The 15612-nt window shown below is 72.7% G+C and carries 11 protein-coding genes; 5 read left to right on the forward strand and 6 right to left on the reverse strand.

All coding sequences use genetic code 11. The features are described 5' to 3' along the window. Positions 1-55: 55 nt before the first annotated feature. Positions 56-478, reverse strand: a complete 423-nt coding sequence (locus tag ACZ56U_RS35515; RefSeq protein WP_469088049.1) for a protease inhibitor — start codon at positions 476-478, stop codon at positions 56-58. A gap of 492 nt (positions 479-970) precedes the next feature. Here ACZ56U_RS35515 and ACZ56U_RS35520 point away from each other — a divergent pair, with 492 nt between their 5' ends. Both ACZ56U_RS35520 and ACZ56U_RS35525 read left to right on the forward strand, forming a co-directional pair. Continuing rightward, positions 971-2140, forward strand: coding sequence for a lactate 2-monooxygenase (locus ACZ56U_RS35520; protein WP_469088050.1), 1170 nt, complete (start codon positions 971-973; stop codon positions 2138-2140). After that, positions 2137-3108, forward strand: a complete 972-nt coding sequence (locus ACZ56U_RS35525) for a 2-hydroxyacid dehydrogenase (RefSeq protein WP_469088051.1) — start codon at positions 2137-2139, stop codon at positions 3106-3108. The genes ACZ56U_RS35520 and ACZ56U_RS35525 overlap by 4 nt, the downstream gene beginning before the upstream one ends. On the opposite strand, the gene ACZ56U_RS35530 is transcribed toward ACZ56U_RS35525, so the two are convergent. The 4 genes from ACZ56U_RS35530 to ACZ56U_RS35545 form a co-directional block, all read right to left on the reverse strand. Then, positions 3105-4706, reverse strand: coding sequence for an RICIN domain-containing protein (locus ACZ56U_RS35530; RefSeq protein ID WP_469088052.1), 1602 nt, complete (start codon positions 4704-4706; stop codon positions 3105-3107). The genes ACZ56U_RS35525 and ACZ56U_RS35530 overlap by 4 nt on opposite strands. Before the next feature lie 545 nt (positions 4707-5251). Next, complete coding sequence (locus ACZ56U_RS35535) at positions 5252-5629, reverse strand: toxin Doc (protein WP_469088053.1); 378 nt, start codon at positions 5627-5629, stop codon at positions 5252-5254. A 3-nt stretch (positions 5630-5632) separates the two neighbouring features. After that, positions 5633-5878 (reverse strand): hypothetical protein, encoded by a 246-nt coding sequence (locus tag ACZ56U_RS35540; RefSeq protein ID WP_391238333.1) that lies wholly within the window; start codon positions 5876-5878, stop codon positions 5633-5635. 228 nt (positions 5879-6106) lie between these two features. Then, positions 6107-8350 carry a glycoside hydrolase family 9 protein gene (locus tag ACZ56U_RS35545; protein WP_469088054.1) on the reverse strand — a complete coding sequence of 748 codons (2244 nt, stop codon included), beginning with the start codon at positions 8348-8350 and terminating at the stop codon, positions 6107-6109. 689 nt (positions 8351-9039) lie between these two features. Here ACZ56U_RS35545 and ACZ56U_RS35550 point away from each other — a divergent pair. From ACZ56U_RS35550 to ACZ56U_RS35560, 3 genes are all read left to right on the forward strand, one after another. Further along, a complete protein-coding gene (locus ACZ56U_RS35550) occupies positions 9040-11421 on the forward strand; it encodes a SpoIIE family protein phosphatase (protein WP_469088055.1) in 2382 nt (793 codons plus the stop codon). Positions 11422-11577: 156 nt separating this feature from the next. Beyond that, complete coding sequence (locus tag ACZ56U_RS35555) at positions 11578-12228, forward strand: DUF4232 domain-containing protein (protein ID WP_469088056.1); 651 nt, start codon at positions 11578-11580, stop codon at positions 12226-12228. A 75-nt stretch (positions 12229-12303) separates the two neighbouring features. Continuing rightward, positions 12304-13560, forward strand: coding sequence for an arsenic transporter (locus ACZ56U_RS35560; RefSeq protein WP_469088183.1), 1257 nt, complete (start codon positions 12304-12306; stop codon positions 13558-13560). Positions 13561-13577: 17 nt separating this feature from the next. Here ACZ56U_RS35560 and ACZ56U_RS35565 read toward each other — a convergent pair whose 3' ends face one another. Continuing rightward, the gene (locus ACZ56U_RS35565) at positions 13578-15377 is read right to left on the reverse strand and encodes an RICIN domain-containing protein (RefSeq protein ID WP_469088057.1); all 1800 of its coding nucleotides are present in this window, start codon (positions 15375-15377) and stop codon (positions 13578-13580) included. Positions 15378-15612: the final 235 nt, after the last annotated feature.

The raw sequence follows: 15612 nt of genomic DNA on the forward strand, positions 1-15612 counted from the left end.
CCGCGCTCCCCAGCCACGAGCCGCTGTCCGTGCACGGTGCCCGGCGATCCCGGTCCTAGAAGGCGAAGAGGCTGACCCCGTGGGTGCTCTTCACGCACTCGTTGGCGAAGGTCCGCTCGTAGGAGACCCGCTTGCCCTGCCAGACACCGTCGACGGTGACGACCACCGGGTCGTACTCCTTGGTGCACATCACGTCGTCCGGGACCTCGAGCGCGTCGAAGTCCCCGCCGACGCCGCGCAGTTCGGCGCACGCGGCGGCCGGCGCGGGATGGGTGCCGGACGGCCTCGGGGCGCAGGACAGCGTGACGGCACGGGCCGGGGTGGCAAGGGCCGCGTCCTCGCCGTGGCCCACCGTGAGGACCAGGGCCGAGGGGGCGTAGAGCGAGGCGGGGGCGGCGAGGGCGGTCCCGGTGAGGGGGCCGCAGACGGCGGTGGCCGTCAGAGTGAGACTCGCTGCCCAGCGCGCGGTGTTCCGCATTGTGTGCATCCTTCCGCTGATTCGGGGGTGGTGCCGGCCCGACGCGATCGGTGTCGAACCAGCGAGCCGGAGTCTGCCGACTCCGCGAGCGAATCTCACATCGACCCCCTGTGTTTCAGTAACCTTGTGTGTTGAATCAGTGGCGCGAAGTCACGTGAATCGAACATGCCAGCGCCGGAACCATGCGGTTCTTGATCGCCGCAACCGACCGAATGGCCGGTTCACACCCCTTCGGCAATAGGCCTGAAACATTCCGGTTGAGCGTGCGCGCGCCCGGTCCAGCAGCACACCGACGACTGGCTCACCGAGCCGCGCGAGTCCCTCGAACACGTCCAGCGGGTGCGGGCACAGGGCCCCGGCGCGGCAGCGGGGGACACCCCCACGGGCACCGACTGAGGGAACCGAGGCCGACCCCGGTGTTCTGATCGGTGCTTACTCGCCAGTATCGTCACAGCGCAACGCGTTCTCAGCGACGAGAGGCGGGACGTACGGATGGCGAAGCACTGGGCCGACTTCCAGTACGAGATCTATCTGAACGGCATGTCGGGCGCCGTCCCCCGGCTGCCCACCGACCTCACCCGGCTGGAGGAGCTCACCGAGCAGCGGCTCGGCCCCGGCCCGGTCGGGTACGTGGCGGGCAGCGCCGGTGACGGCAGCACCGCCCGCGCCAACCGGGCGGCTCTCCAGCGGCGCCGGATCGTGCCGCGGATGCTGCGGGACGTGCGCGAACGGGACCTCTCGGTCGACGTGCTGGGCTGTGCCCTGCCCGCCCCGCTGGCGCTGGCTCCGGTCGGGGTGCTGTCGATCATGCACCCGGGTGCCGAGCCGGCCGCCGCCCGGGCCGCCGCCGCTCAGGGCGTGCCGTACGTCCTGTCCTCGGCGTCCAGCACACCGATGGAGCAGGTCGCCCAGGCGATGGGGGACGCCGAGCGCTGGTTCCAGCTGTACTGGCCGCGGGACCCCGAGGTGGCGCTGAGCTTCCTCCGCCGGGCGAAGGCGGCCGGGTTCACCGCGCTCGTCGTCACCCTGGACACCCCGCTGCTGGCCTGGCGGCCGCGCGACCTCGATCAGGCGTACCTCCCGTTCCTGCACGGGGTGGGCACCGCCAACTACTTCTCCGACCCGGCGTTCCAGGCGGGCCTGGCCAAGCCGGTGGCGGAGGATCCCGACGCCGCCGTGATGCACTTCGTGGGCATGTTCGCGGACCCCGGCAAGACCTGGCCGGACCTGGCGTTCCTGCGGGAGAACTGGGACGGGCCGATCGTCCTCAAGGGCGTCCTGCACCCGGACGACGCCCGGGCGGCCGCCGACGCCGGGATGGACGGTGTGGTGGTCTCCAACCACGGTGGCCGGCAGGTCGCGGGGTCGGTGGCGGCGGCCGACGCGCTGCCGCGGGTCGTCGAGGCGGTGGGCGACCGGCTGACGGTCCTGTTCGACAGCGGGATCCGCACCGGCGACGACGTCTTCAAGGCCCTCGCGCTCGGCGCCCGGGCGGTGCTGGTCGGACGGCCGTACGTGTACGGGCTGGGTCTGGACGGTCAGTCCGGCGTCGAGCACGTGATCCGCTGTCTGCTCGCCGAACTCGACCTCACCCTCGCCCTGTCCGGGCACTCCTCCCCCGCCACCGTCGGACCCGCCGACCTGATCGAGGACCCCGCATGACGAAGAACGTGCTCGCCGTCGTCGCGCCGCACGTGGGCGGTCGGGCCGGTGGCGCGGGGCTCGCCAGGCTGCTCCCGGGCGAGGCGCGCGTCACCGTCGTGGAGGCGGTCGACGAGGACCCGGCGGCGCTGCGTGCCGCGCATGTGATCATCACCGCGCTCGCCCCGGTCACGGCCGAACACATCGCCGCGGCCGAGGGGTTGGAGCTGGTGCAGTGCGCGAGCCACGGCTTCGACTACGTCGACGTGGCTGCCGTACGGGCCCGGGGCGCGAGGGTGTGCACCATCGGTTCCAGCGGCGCCGAGGCACAGAACGTCGCCGAGCAGACCTTCGCCCTCATGCTGGCGCTCGCCAAGCGGCTGGTCCCGGCGCACACCGCCCTCGTCGAGGCCGACTGGGCGCTGCCCCGGCTCCAGCGCTCGCTGACCGAGCTGTCCGGCAAGACGCTCGGCATCGTCGGGCTCGGGCAGATCGGGCGCCAAGTGGCCCGTCGTGCGGTGGCGTTCGACATGGACATCGTCTACGCCGGACGGCGCCGACTGCCTGAGGAGACCGAGGCGGGGCTGGGCGGCGCCCGGCATGTGCCGCTCGACGAACTGCTGCGCACCTCCGACTACGTCTCCCTGCACGCGCCCTTGACCGCGGAGACCCGGCATCTCCTCGACGCCGGCCGGCTCGCGCTCCTGAAGCCGACCGCATTCGTGATCAACACCGCGCGGGGCGCCCTGATCGACCAGGACGCCCTCGCCGACGCCCTGGAGAAGGGCGCCCTGGCCGGTGCGGGCCTCGACGTCTTCGACCCCGAACCCCCCACCCCGGCCCTGCGGTTGCTGCGCGCCCCGAACGTGGTGCTGTCGCCGCACGTCGGGGGCGTCACCCGGGAGACGCTGGTGCGGATCGCCCTGGCCGCGGTCCAGAACGTGACCGCGCACCTGGCGGGCGAACCGCCCCGCGACGTCGTCGGCTAGGCGGGCCCCCCGACCGCCCGGGCCGAGGGGGCGCCGGCCCCCGGGACCGAGAGCGCGCCGGCGCTGGGCACCACGGAGTCGGTCACCCAGCGCTGTCCGTCGGAACCGTCACGCACCTTGACGACGATGTCGGCGTCCGCCGCCCCGGTGGTGGAGGTCAGGGCGAGCTGGTCGTCCCAGCGGGTCAGCAACTCGCCCGGCACGGTGATGTCGTAGCGCACGTCGGCGGCGCGCCTGCTCTTCTCGTCGACGCAGGTGCCGAGGATGACCACGCCCGCGTCCACGTGCGAGTCGAGGCAGAGGTCGGGGTCGGCGGCGCTGCGCAGGCGCCCGTCGGCCTCGTACGTCCACTTCTGGCTCGCCGCGTCCGAGCAGGTCTCCAGCTCGGTGGCGGCGCCCTTCTTCACCTCGCCGCGGACGTCGAGGCAGAGGTCCGCGGCGACGTTGCGCAGCCTGGACTGGCGGGGCACGGTGGGCAGTTGGGCGGTGCCGGGCGGTGAGCTGGACACGCCGCCGGACGCCGATTCGCCGCCCCCGGAGGCGCTGGTGGAGGCGGCCGGTTCGGTGCCGTCGTCGTCCGACCAGACGTTCGCCGCCAGCACACTGGCGATCAGCCCGACCGACGCCAGCCCCACCCCGGTCAGCAACACCCGTGAGGACCGCGGCCCGTCCGGTGGGCGCCGGCCGGGGCTGGGGATACGGGACAGCAGGCTCCGGCGTCCGCCGCCGTGCCGGGCGCCGCCGCGCCCGCGCGGACCGGGCTCGGTGCGGCCGGGCCGGGAGTCGAGGTAGCGGCCGGCGCCCCAGCCGAGCACCGACTCCGCGAGCAGCACCCCGAGGCCACCCTCGAAATGGCCCAGTTGCTCGGCGGCGTAACGGCAGTAGCGGCACCCCGTCAGATGCTGCTGCACATCGGGCAACAGGGCTCCACCCCGGCGTATCGGGACGTCGAGGAGGCGGTTGTAGAAGCGGCAGTCCTTGGTGGGCGCGAGTTCTCGATGGGCGTGTACGCAACCCTCGCGGAATTTGTCCCGCGCCTGTTCGAGAGCGGCCGACGCGGTGGCGATGTCCATGCCCAGCAGACCCGCGGGGGCGGCAATGGACTCGGCCTCGACCTCGGTGTGCCACAGCAGACAGCGGGCGAGTCCGGGCATCGCCTGGAATGAGCGCTCGGCGAGTTTCCGGTTTTCCGGCGTCATGGACTTCGCCGCACGCATACCGCGACCGCCGGCCGGTTTCCCGAGATCCGGCAGCACGGCGGATATTCGGTCCTCGGCGGACCACTCGCGGACGATGTCGCGGGCCCGCACCAGCAGCCTGGGGCGCAGGGCGGTGGCCGGCTCGCCGAGCGCGAGCCGGTCAAGGACCTGGTGGAAGGCGGCGGCGGTCACCATGGAGGCGACGTCCGTGCGGGCCGCGAGGCAGATGACGGCGTACTCGTGGACCGGCTGCCAGTGCCGCGCCATCAACAGCGCGGCCGACTGGGCCGCCTCGCCGTCCGGGCGCCCCCTGAGCAGGGAGGCGAGGTCGTCGTCGGATTCCCCCGGAACCCCGCCGGGCGGCGGGTAAGGGGGGCGAGGGGGGTGGGGGGTGGGCACTGAGCGGTTTCCTTCCCACGCGCAGGTGGTTCTCAAAGTTCTGCTCGCCGAAAAAGGCCGGGGATTGGTGCGTACCTTTATGGCGAGGCGCGGGGAGCGAGAATTCACCCATGACTCTTTCGTCCGGGTTCCCCACCGGACGAAAGAAGACCCGGCCATTACCCCCCGCACGGGCAGTTCACCCTTGCACAACCGAGTCATGACCAACAAGGCGCCAGGGCAACATCCGTTTCATCGAGAGATAGTCAGAAACAGTCGCCACCCAGGTCGCCTGCGGTCGCCTGCCACGGGGGTCGACATTTCAGGCGCCCCGTGTGAAACCCGCGCACGAGCCGGGGCGACGCGCACGCTGCCGGTACGCACTGCCTCGTAGTGCACTGGTACCGGCCCCTCGGAGGCCAGGCGCGGGGACGGCGGCTCTCCCGCGCCGAACGGCCGCCGACCCTGATCCTCCCGCCCTCGGTCGGCGGTCCCGAGGGCGGGGGCGGGTCGGCCCGGCCGGGGCGCGAGGCCTGCCCCGTGCGTCGAGAGGCCCCTGCCGGCCCCTATATCTGCCAGGAGCGCAGCCGGTCGGCCGCGCTGTAGACGTCGGCCTTGCCGGAGATCAGATCACGGGCGAGGTCGACGAGGGCGCCGTAGGGCGGGTCGATGCCCGCGCCGCTGACGAACATGTACGCCACGGCCGTCGCGCACGCGAAACGGGCGTTGGCCGCGGGCAGCGGCTTGAGCAGCGCCAGGGTGTGCAGCAGGGCGGCGGCCCGCCAGGCCGGGTCCGAGTCGACCCCCAGGCGCGGCGGGTCCACCCGATGGCGCGCGACGGCCGCCACCAGGGCGGAGAAGTCGTTGATCGTGGGCTGCTCGGGCAGGACCTCTTCGTGACGCTGGAGCAGCCAGGGCACGTCGATGTGGACGACGGGAGCCATCGGTCAGGCGACCCGCCCCGCGCCCTTGCCGGCCGGTTCGTCCTCGGGGAAGGCCGCGGCGAACTCGTCGGCGTGGGACGCGAAGAACCGGCGGAAGGCCTCCGCGCCCTCCTTGAGCGCGCGATGGCGCGCGATGTCGGCCGCGGCCGCGTCCCGGACGAGGGCCTTCATCGACGTCCCGCGCTCCTTGGCGATCTGCCGCAGGTCCTCCAGCTCACGGTCACTGAACTCCACGTTGAGGGCTGGCATGCCTTCACGGTACCTCCGAGGTACTTTCGCGTAAATACCACCTGCTCAGAGTGCCTGCTCAGAGGTACCGCCAGGCTCCGGCCCGTAGCCCGGCTCCCACTGCCGACGCCCTTCACGCCCGGCTCCGGTCGCCCGCGACTGCGCGACCCCCGGCCCCGCCTCACCAGGCGGGGCCGGGGGTCGCGCAAGTTGTTCAGGCGTCTGCCGGGGCGCCAGGGACCCTCCGGCCTAGCTCTGGTCCGCCACGAAGGAGGCCATCCGGGTCAGGGCGGAGTTCCAGTTGATGGTGTGCTCGTTGGTCGACCAGGACTGGATGTCGTCGATATAGCAGAACTGACCGACGCAGCCCTGGAGTTTGCTCTGCGCGAAGGGGTCCTGGATGCTCGAGTTCGGGCCGCCGGCCAGGGTCCCCCGCGGCGGGTTCGGCTGGCTCGGGTCGAGCTGGTGGGCGTACCAACGGGCGTGCTGGTTGTGCGAGTTGACCTCGCCGTAGCCCGTCACGTACGACATGTTCAGCGCGTTGCGGCCGAAGAGGTAGTCCATGGACTGCACGGCGCCGTCACGGTACTTGGTGCCGCCCGTGATGTCGTACCCGGTCGCGATGACGACCGCGTTGTGCAGGATCTGGTGGTTGGAACCCCAGTCGTAGAGGTTGTCGGCGGGGGCGTACGGCATGCCGTAGGGATGGGCCTTCAGCGTGGCCAGGTAGCGGTCGGCGCCCTTGACGACCGACTGGCGCACCTTGTCCCGGCCGGGCAGCTTGCTGGGCACGGTGGCCAGGTCCAGGCGGGCCGCCGCGGCGGTCCGGGCCCAGTCGTAGCCGGTGGGTCCGAAGATGTCGGCGGTGTGCACGGGTGAGGCGAGGACGCGGTCGGCGTAGCCCTTCTCCCCCGTCGTGAGGTACAGCTCGGCCGCCGCCCAGTAGAACTCGTCGGTCACGTCGCTGTCGGCGTAGGCTCCGCCGCCGGTGCCGTCGTTGGGGTCGGCGTAGATGTCCGGGTGGGCGAGTGCGGCGGTGAAGGCCTTGCGGGCGGCGGCGAGGGACTTGGCCGCGAACGCCTTGTCGTAGGGCCGGTACAGACGGGCCGCCTGCGCGGCCGTGGCCGCCAGGTTCAGGGTGGCCGCGGTGTTCGCCGGGTGCAGTTCCCGCTTCTGCGGGTCGTCGCTCGGCATCAGGGGCAGGCCCGTCCACGCCTCGTCGTGGACCTTGTGATGGGCCATCCCGGCGAGCGGCTGCCCGTTCGGCACCTGCATCTTCAGCAGGAACTCCAGCTCCCAGCGGGCCTCGTCGAGTATGTCCGGCACGCGGTTGCCGCTCTCCGGGATCGCGAGGGTGCCGTCGCCGAGCTTGGCGGGCTCACCGGTGCGGGCGTGCAGCGAGCGTTCGTACGTGCTCAGCAGCTCCCAGGTCGAGATGCCACCGTTGACGACGTACTTGCCGTGGTCGCCGGCGTCGTACCAGCCGCCGGTGACGTCGAGGGTGTAGTCGCAGACGCCGGGCTGGCAGGGCACGTTCCCGTCGCCCTGGTTGGGCGCGACGTCGACGTGGCCGGCGGCGCGGCCGTAGCCCGGGCGCAGGTCGTCGCGGATCGCGATGCCGCTGCGCTGGGTGTAGTAGTACTTCGCCGTGTCCGTACGCAGCCGCTCGTAGGCGCCGGCGCCGATGTCGAAGGGGCGGCTGGTCTCGCCGTCGGCGACCAGGGTGAGGTTCTTGCCCGGCTTCTTGTAGGCGCTGAAGTCGATGGAGTGGACGTTCTGCGCGGAGGACGCGTCGGTGCCGCGCGGTGTGGTGGAACCCTTGGCGACCACGGCGCCCGAGGCGTTCTTCAGCTGCCAGGGCAGCTTCGTGGGCGCGTCCGTCACGAGCGTCGCGTTCTTCGGCCCCGAGGGCAGATAGGCGACCTGGTTGACGCGCACCCGGGGCCCGGTGTCCGGCTCGTACACCTCCGGCGGCACCCCGCCGAGCAGTGAGGCGTCGTCCACGCAGAACCGCCAGGCCTCGGCGCTGCCGCCGAGTTGGAAGCCGACCTGTGCCTGGGTGGCGTCGACGGGTGAGGTGAAGGTGTACGCGTAGGAGTCACCCGAGACACTGACCTGCGGGCTCACCTCGAAGTAGGTGTCGTACGGCGCCACTTGCAGCCCCACGATCGCGCGGACGACATGCCCGGCGGGCGAACCGTGTGCCGTGAAGCTGAACTTGTACGACTCCCCCTTGACCAGGGTGACGTCGTTCTGGCCGATGGCGGCGTCCCAGCGGTTGGCCGTGCCCCCCGGCACGTCCGCGCACAGCTGCCCGTCGGACAGGCCCGCGGTGACGTTGCTGCTCGCCCACCACGGCTCGGTGGTGGTGTCGAAGGTGCCGTTCTTGAGCTGTTCAACCTCCTCGGCGGCGGCCGGGGGCATGGGAGAGGCGACGAGCGCCGCTCCCAGCAGGGCCGTCAGGGACAACAGGGCGGTTCTGCGTTTTTTCACGTCCGGGCTCCTCGCTGAGCTGTAGGAGACGCACACAATGGGAGCGCTCCCAAAAGACGGTCGACGGCCATGCTTGCTGCGGGCATGACACCGCGTCAACGGTCCGGACGTAACGCTCCACCAGTTGCGCCGTTTGGGTCGTCCTTCGGATGCGGCGCCGTCGTGGTCGGTCGCGCCCACGCGACGGAGCCGCACATCGAGACACCCCCGCGCCCCTGTCGGCGTGGGCGTACCGGCTTTCCGGACCGTGACGTGACTCAGGTCGCGGGTATCTCCAGCCCGCTGATGCGGATCGCCCCCTGCACCTCTCCCGGGTGGCTGGTGGTCAGGTTCAGCAGGGTGGGAGACCTCCACGCGGTCCAGCGTCCGGGGGCGCCCGAGGTCCACGCAGACCCAGTCCTCGGCGCGGGCCGCGCGGAACGGCGGCAGCAGGGCCGTGGCCGCCTTGCTGAAGGCGTTGGACCAGCCGACTGAACGTGAACACACAGATTCTGACGCCGCACCACACGGGACCGTCAAGGGCGCGTGCGCACGCCGCCGCCCCGCCGGTCACGACGGCCGGATGTCCCCTCTTGACCGTGCCCGCGGGATACGTGGGGGTTCCCGTCCGCGCGCGAGCCTGACGGACTAGGCTTGGAACGCAAGTGACGCGCCTGTTCACTGTGAGTGTCCGTGATGGAGTGGCGACGATGAGCCCGGACTACCCGTTCGACGATGCCGCGACGGCACGGGCTGTCATCGACGACCTCGGCACGGTCCGCGAGTGGAACGCCGGCGCGGAGCGCCTGCTCGGCCACCCAGCTGCGGCGGTGGTGGGGAGGCCGGCCACGGATCTGCTGGTCAGCGAGGATCCGGAGGCGGCCTTCAGGCCCCGCGGCCCCCGCTGGGACGGCACCGTCACCCTCCGCCACCGCGACGGCTGCACCGTCCGCGTGTGGCTGCTCGCCCACCATCGGCGCTCGCAGGACGGCGCCCCCGGTCACTGGCTCGTCGTCACCCCCCTGGAGGGCGGCGGCCCCCGCCCCGCGGACGACCCGCTCGCCGCGGCCCTCGTCCAGTCCCCCTGTGCCGTCGCGGTCTACGACGAGCGGCTGCGGCTGAACCGGGTCAACGACGCCATGGCCGAGGTCATCGGACTGCCCGAGGAGCGCATGCGGGGCCTTCGGTTGTCGGAGATCGGCGGCAAGGCGCAGAGCGCGGAGCTGGAGGGCCATCTGCTGCGGGTGCTCGCCTCGGGCCGGGCCGAGGACGTCCAGACGTACATGCGCACCGGCGGCGAGAACCGGGCGCACGCGTGGCTCGCCCGGCTGGCCCCGGTCACCGACAGCGCGGGGCGGGTGCGGGGGGTGTGCCTGGCGGCGCACGACTTCACCGAGAACTACCTGGCCCGCGAGCGGCTTCAGCTGGTCAACGAGGCGAGCGTGCGCATCGGCACCACCCTCGACGTCACCCGGACGGCCCAGGAACTCGCGGACGTCTGCGTCCCCGCGCTGGCCGACTTCGTCAGCGTCGACCTGCTGGACCCGCAGGAGAACGGCGACCCGCCGCCCGCGCTCACCGCGCCGGTCGGACTGCGCCGCGCCGCCCACCAGTCGGTCAACCCCGGCAGCCCCGAGGCCGTCGTCAAACCCGGGCAGCTGGCGACCTATCCGGCCACCTCACCGCAGGCCGACTCGCTGGTCGCGGGCCGCACCATCGTCGCCACCCTGGCCTCGGGCGAGCTGGACCAGTGGCTGTCCTGGGACCAGGCGCGCAGCGAGCGCGTCCAGGAGTACGGCATCCACGCGACGATGTCGGTGCCGATCCGGGCCCGCGGGCTGACCCTCGGGGTCGCGGTGCTGACCCGGTTCCGGCGCCCCGACCCGTTCACGGCGGACGACGTGCTGCTGGCCGAGGAGGTGACGACCCGCGCCGCCGTCTGCATCGACAACGCCCGCCGCTTCTCCCGGGAGCGGGAGACCGCGCTCGCCCTCCAGCGCAGCCTGCTCCCCCGCACGCTGCCCCGCACCGCCGCCGCGGACGCGGCCTCGCGCTATCTGCCCGCCGCGCGGGCCGGGGTGGGCGGCGACTGGTTCGACGTGATCCCGCTGTCCGGGATGCGCGTCGCGATGGTCGTCGGGGACGTCGTCGGGCACGGCATCCAGGCCTCGGCCACCATGGGCCGGCTGCGCACCGCCGTGCGCACCCTCGCCGACATCGACCTCGCCCCCGATGAACTCCTCACCCATCTCGACGACCTCGTGGTCCGCCTGTCCGCCGAGTCCGGCGGCGAGGGCAGCCCCGGCGAGGTCGGCGCCACCTGCCTGTACGCGGTGTACGACCCGGTGTCGCGGCGCTGCACACTGGCCCGGGCCGGGCATCCCGCGCCGGTGATGATCGCCCCGGGCGGCGTTCCCGAGCTGGTCGACCTGCCCTCCGGTCCCCCGCTGGGCGTGGGCGGGCTGCCCTTCGAGTCCACCGAGCTGGCGCTGCGCGAGGGCACGGTGCTGGCGCTCTTCACCGACGGCCTGATCGAGTCCCGGGACCGGGACGCGGACGCCGGTCACGCGCTGCTGCGCGAGGCCCTGTCGGCGCACTCCGAGTCCCTGGAGGAAGTCTGCGACCGGGTCCTGCACACCCTGCTCCCGGCGGGCGGCTGCGCCGACGACGTGGCCCTGCTGCTGGCCCGTACCCGGGGACTGCCCGCCACCCAGGTCGCGACCTGGCACATCCCCGCCGATCCCGCGCTCGTCGGCCCGATCCGCAAGCAGGTCCTCGACCAGCTCGGCACCTGGGAGCTGCTGGAGGCGTCGTTCACGGCGGAGCTGGTGGTGAGCGAGCTCGTCACCAACGCCATCCGGTACGGCGCCCACCCCATCCGGCTCCGGCTGATCCATGACGCGACCACGCTGATCTGCGAGGTCTCCGACACCAGCCACACGGCCCCGCATCTGCGCCGCGCCAAGACCTGGGACGAGGGCGGCCGCGGACTGCTCCTGGTCGCCCAGCTCACCCAGCGGTGGGGCAGCCGGCACACCACCGAGGGCAAGACGATCTGGGCCGAGATCGGCCTGCTCGAGGACGAGGACTGAGCGCACGCCTCTCAGCCAGGACGGCGGCCCCTCGGACATCCCCCGCGTGCTGAGCCCGGTCCGGGCCGGCGGCTGACCGACGCGAACTTTTCCCGCCGCGCCCGCATCACACCCGCATGGCGGGGCACCCCGCGTCGTACGAGGAGGGGGACAGTCATGGCGAACCATCACCGGTCGGCCCTGCTCGTGAGCGCGGCCGCACTGCTGGGCCTGTTGACCGGCTGCGGCGACAGCGGCGACCCCGCGTCCGCGCCGCGGACCCTGCCCGGCACGGCCGCGCCGACCACCGGTGACACCACGACGCCGACGCACTCGGCGGAGCCGACCGCCACGGCCGAGACGGACACCCCCGCCACCCCCGCCGCCCCTGCCTCCAGCGCACCCGCCTCCGCCCGCTGCCACACCTTTGAGCTGGAGGCCACGCTCGGCCGCAACGACCCAGGGGCGGGCCAGAAGAACTTCCCCGTGATCGTGACGAACACCTCGTCCCGTACCTGCACCCTGCACGGCTACCCGGGTGCCGCGTTCGTCGACGCCTCCGGCCACCGGCTCGGACCGGACCCGCGGCGCACCCCCGGCACGGCGACCACCGTGACGCTGGCGCCCGGGCAGAACGCCTGGTCGGGAATCACGTTCGCCAACCCGCAGGTCAGCGGGGCCCGCACCGCCAACCCGGAGGCACTGCTGGTGACCCCGCCGGACGAGCGCGACCCGCTGAAGGTGGCGTGGTCGGCCGGGGAGGTACCGGTGTCCGGCAACGAGTCGACGGTCTCCCTCACGCTGTTCCGCCGGGGGCCGGGCGCCTGACCCCGCACACAGACTTCTTACCTTGTCCTGTTTTCATGTCGGGGCACCGCACGACCCCGCTCCGAAGGAACCCCGCTGAACACCCCGCTCGCCGAAACGCTGTCCATCGTCCTGCTCGTCGCCGTCCTCGGCTGGGCCGTCGTCCGCCCCAAGGGCCTGCCGGAGGCGGTGCTCGCGGTCCCGGCGGCGGGTCTCGTGATCGCGACGGGGGTGATCTCCCCCGATCACGCGTGGGCGGAGGTCGAGCGGCTGGCGCCGGTCGTCGGCTTCCTCGCCGCGGTCCTGGTGCTCGCGCACTTCTGCGACGTCGAGGGGCTGTTCCGGGCCTGCGGGGCGTGGATGGCGCGCCGCTCCGCGGGGCGCCCCACCCGGCTGCTGACCGCCGTGTTCGTGCTGGCCTCCGCGATCACGGCGGTGCTCAGCCTCGACGCGACGGTGGTGCTGCTGACCCCGGTGGTGCTGGCCACCGCGGCCCGCAGCGGCGTCCGGGCCAAGCCACATCTGTACGCCTGCGCGCATCTGTCGAACACGGCGTCGCTGCTGCTGCCGGTGTCCAACCTCACCAACCTGCTGGCGTTCGAGGCGAGCGGGCTGAGCTTCACCCGGTTCGCGGCCCTGATGGCGCTGCCGTGGCTGGTGGCGATCGGCGCCGAGTACCTGCTGTTCCGGCGCTTCTTCGCGGACGACCTGAAGGCCGCCGTGACCACGACCGAGGCCGCCGAGACCCCTGAGCTGCCGGTATTCGCCCTCGTCACCGTGGGCTGCACGCTGGCCGGGTTCGTAGTCGCGTCCGCGGTCGGTGTCGAGCCCGCCTGGGTGGCCCTCGTGGGGGCGCTGGTGCTGGCGGGGCGCGCGCTGCTCCGCCGCCGGGCGACCCCGCTGACGGTGGTGCGGTCCGCCGCCCCGGGGTTCCTGGCCTTCGTGCTCGCGCTCGGCGTCGTCGTGCGCGCGGTCGTCGACAACGGGCTCGCCGACGCGCTGCGGCACGTGCTCCCGGACGGCTCGGGGCTGCTGGCGCTGCTCGGTGTCGCCGTGCTGGCGGCCGTCCTCGCCAACCTGATCAACAACCTCCCCGCGGTGCTGGTGCTGCTGCCGCTGACCGCCGCGGCCGGTCCGGGCGCCGTGCTCGCGGTGCTGATCGGGGTGAACATCGGCCCGAACCTGACGTACGCCGGATCACTGGCCACCCTGCTGTGGCGGCGGATCGTGCAGCGGCACGGGCACGATGTCGGGCTCGGCGAGTTCACCCGGCTCGGGCTGCTCGCCGTACCCGCCGCACTCGTCCCGGCCACCCTGGCGCTGTGGGCGTCGCTGCACCTCGTCGGGGCCTGATCAGGGCGGCCGAGTGGTCAGCGCGGGCCGCCGTACCCCCCGTATCCGTTGCCGTACGGGCCGCCGCCGTAGCAGTTGTACGAGTACGGGTACGGGTAGCAGGGGGGCGCGCCGGTGGGATACGGGCTCGTGGGGGTCGGCGAGGCGGTCGTCGGGCTCGGGGTCGGCGTCGGGGTCGGCGACGCCTTCTTCGTGGGGGTGGGCGTGGGTGAGGGGGTGGTGATGGGTGCCTTCTTGGCGGTGCTGGTCCGCGCCTCCCACTTCACCGCCTCCATCTGGAGGTCGGTCCTGGAGGTGTCGAACACCCAGCGCTGGACGGCGGTGTCGGTGCGGCTCTTGAGGACCAGGGCGCCGGTGCCGTCGGTGGCCGCGGGGGTGAGGGCCAGGTCCTGGTTCCAGCGCGGCACCAGGCTGCCCTGGAGTGTGAAGTCGTAGCGGATGTGCTTGGCGTCGGCTGCGGAACCGCCGTCGCACGGGGACAACCGCACCGAGTAGCCCAGGCGGGAGTCCAGGCACAGGCCGGGGTCCGCGACGCTGCGCAGGGCCCCGTCGGTCTCGTAGGTCCACTGCTGGTCGGGCTTCGAGGAGCACTTGGTGACCTCGGCCTCCGCGTCCTTGACGGTCTTCGCGCCGTCGAGGCCGACGCAGAGCCCGGAGTCGACGTTGTGCAGCCGGCCGCGCAGCGTGCCCTGGGCCTCCTCGCCGGAGCCGACCCAGGAGGAGCCGGACGTGGACCGGCCCGCCGAGGAGCCGGGCGTCTCGGAGGCGCTGGCGCCGCCGGCGTCGGCGGTATCGTCCCCGCCGTCGTGGACCGACCACATGACCAGCGGGAGGATGACCAGACCGCTGAGGGTGAGGACCGCCGCGGCGAGGTTGCGGCGCCGGGCGGCAGCCCGGCGGGCGGCCTTGCGGTCCGTGCGCGAGGGACGGGCCCGGCGGGCGGCCGGGGCCCCGTCGAAGAAGGCCTCGCCCGGGACGGCGGCGGCCGTCGGGGGCGCGGGCGTCTCCTCGGCGGGCTCCTCCCTGGGAGCGCTGCGGAATTCCGCGTAGGCGCGGCCGCCCCAGCCCAGGACGGCCTCGGCGAGGGCGACGCCCAGGGCGCCGCCGAACTGGCGCAGTTGGTCGGCGGTGTCCCGGCAGTGCTTGCAGCGGTCCAGGTGGGCCCGCAGGTCGGGGTCGACGTCGACGCCGCCGCGGCGGTAGGTGACGTCCAGCATCCTGGCGTAGGAGCGGCACTCCTGTTCCGGGGCGAGTTCGCGGTGGACGTGCAGGCACTCCTCGCGCAACCGCTCGCGGGCCCGGCGCAGTTCGACGCCGGCGTCCTCCTCGTCCAGTCCCAGCAGGGCGGCGGGTGAGCTCAGCGGTTCGGCCTCGACCTCGCTGTGCCAGAGCAGGCAGCGGGCGGACTGGGGCAGTCGCTGGAAGGCGCCGGACAGCAGGCGCCGCTCCGCGCTCGGCAGCAGACGGGCCGCGGCCCGGTCACCGTCGCCGGTTCCGAAGCGCAGTTCGGGGTGGAGCTGTTCCTGTCTGCGGTCGTTGTCCCATTCCGCGGCTATTCGGCGCACGGTGACGAGCAGTTGGGGGCGCCAGGCGGCGGTCGGCCCGTTCTGGCGCAGCGTTTCGCCGAAGAGCCGGGTGAAAGCCGCGGTCGTGAGCATTCCGGCGGAGCGTGTTCCGTCCGTGCACAGCCGGGCATAGGTGAAGGCCGCTTCCCAGTGCCGGTCGAGGAGTTCGCCGACGGGATGGAGGGCGGGCGTGGCTCCGGTCCACTTCTTCAGCTCGGCGCTGAGTTGTTCGTCCGTGGCATCGGCATTCACGGCTGCATTCCTCTCGGGGGCATACGAAGCAAGTCCATACCAAGGGGTATGCGGTCCCGACGACGACGGCTCTTGTGAAGCGTGGGGGACGTACGGGAGCGGTCAGAGGCGCACGGGGACCCAATTGTCTGCGCGCCGACAAGGCGTAACCTTTGCACAGGTCAGCGCAATGTAACAAGAGATCATTCAGTTGCGCGGATTGTGTGAGGAGCGGTCCGTATTGACGTCTCGTCAA

The sequence above is a fragment of the Streptomyces sp. NPDC034103 genome (assembly GCF_055575395.1).